Annotated in this window: 1 protein-coding gene; it reads left to right on the top strand. The window is 39.8% G+C overall.

Going from position 1 to position 254, the window contains the following annotated elements:
• A partial coding sequence (locus PPOP_RS23140; RefSeq protein WP_042230283.1) for a hypothetical protein occupies positions 1–254 on the top strand: 254 nt, incomplete at both ends.

The raw sequence follows: 254 nt of genomic DNA, 5'->3' as shown, positions 1-254 counted from the left end.
CAAACAAGGTACAACAGAAGAACTAAAACCAAAAGCACCGGCTGAAGTTAAAGGTAATGTAGGTGCTGAAATAACTGTAACCGCACCTGAAGTACATGGTTTTCAACCAGAGAAGGCCGCAATGGAGTATAAAGTTGTAGATGGTGATAATGAAGTGGTGTTCTATTACAGCGAAATTAAACCAGTAAACGTGAAGCTGTACAAACAAGGTACAACAGAAGAACTAAAACCAAAAGCACCGGCTGAAGTTAAAG

Source organism: Paenibacillus popilliae ATCC 14706 (assembly GCF_000315235.1).
GTDB classification, from domain to species: Bacteria; Bacillota; Bacilli; order Paenibacillales; family Paenibacillaceae; genus Paenibacillus_B; species Paenibacillus_B popilliae.
Note: the sequence above shows the minus strand (reverse complement) of the source record. Positions and strands in the feature narration are given on the sequence as shown.